Source organism: Providencia sp. M-27 (genome assembly GCF_011077905.1).
In the GTDB taxonomy this organism is placed as follows: Bacteria; Pseudomonadota; Gammaproteobacteria; order Enterobacterales; family Enterobacteriaceae; genus Providencia; species Providencia huaxiensis.
In genome coordinates this window covers 1-1187 of the sequence record NZ_JAALBT010000060.1, presented here as the reverse complement: position 1 = coordinate 1187, position 1187 = coordinate 1, and the positions used below count along the sequence as shown (strand labels likewise).

At 46.8% G+C, this 1187-nt stretch carries 1 protein-coding gene; it reads right to left on the bottom strand.

Features of this window, described 5'->3' with window-relative positions:
* Window positions 1-3: 3 nt before the first annotated feature.
* Window positions 4-1187, bottom strand: a 1184-nt coding sequence (gene tuf, locus G6Q48_RS21925; RefSeq protein ID WP_166268407.1) for an elongation factor Tu, incomplete at its 5' end; no start/stop codon positions are given.

The following is a 1187-nucleotide window of genomic DNA, read 5'->3' as shown; positions in this document are numbered from 1 at the left end:
GTATTATGCAATAATTTTTGCAACAACACCCGCACCTACAGTACGGCCACCTTCACGGATTGCGAAACGTAAACCGTCGTCCATCGCGATTGGGTGGATCAGGGTAACGATCATGTTGATGTTATCACCTGGCATTACCATCTCTACGCCTTCTGGCAGTTCGATAGTACCTGTTACGTCAGTTGTACGGAAGTAGAACTGTGGACGGTAACCTTTGAAGAATGGAGTGTGACGACCACCTTCATCTTTGCTCAGAATATAGACTTCTGATTCGAATTTAGTGTGTGGCTTGATTGAACCTGGTTTTGCCAGTACTTGACCACGTTGAATTTCTTCACGTTTAGTACCACGCAGCAGAACACCAACGTTCTCACCCGCACGACCTTCGTCCAGCAGTTTACGGAACATTTCAACGCCAGTACAAGTTGTTTTAACCGTGTCTTGGATACCAACGATTTCAACTTCTTCACCAACTTTGATGATACCACGCTCAACACGGCCTGTTACTACTGTACCACGACCAGAGATTGAGAATACGTCTTCGATTGGCAGCAGGAATGGTTTGTCAATTGCACGCTCTGGTTCTGGGATGTAAGAATCCAAGTGACCTGCTAATTCAACAATTTTCGCTTCCCACTCTGGGTTGCCTTCCAGCGCTTTCAGAGCTGAACCACGGACAACTGGAGTGTCGTCGCCTGGGAAATCGTATTGAGACAGAAGTTCACGAACTTCCATTTCAACTAATTCTAACAGTTCTTCGTCGTCTACCATGTCACATTTGTTCAGGAAAACGATGATGTAAGGAACACCTACTTGGCGACCTAACAGGATGTGCTCACGAGTTTGTGGCATTGGGCCATCAGTCGCAGCAACAACCAGGATTGCACCGTCCATCTGAGCAGCACCAGTGATCATGTTTTTAACATAGTCGGCGTGTCCTGGGCAGTCTACGTGTGCGTAGTGGCGAGTTGGAGTATCGTATTCTACGTGTGAAGTAGAGATGGTGATACCACGCGCTTTTTCTTCTGGTGCGTTATCGATTTGGTCGAATGCACGAGCAGAACCGCCGTAAGTTTTAGCCAGAACAGTAGTGATAGCTGCTGTCAGAGTAGTTTTACCGTGGTCAACGTGGCCGATAGTACCAACGTTAACGTGCGGTTTTGAACGTTCAAATTTTTCTTTAGACA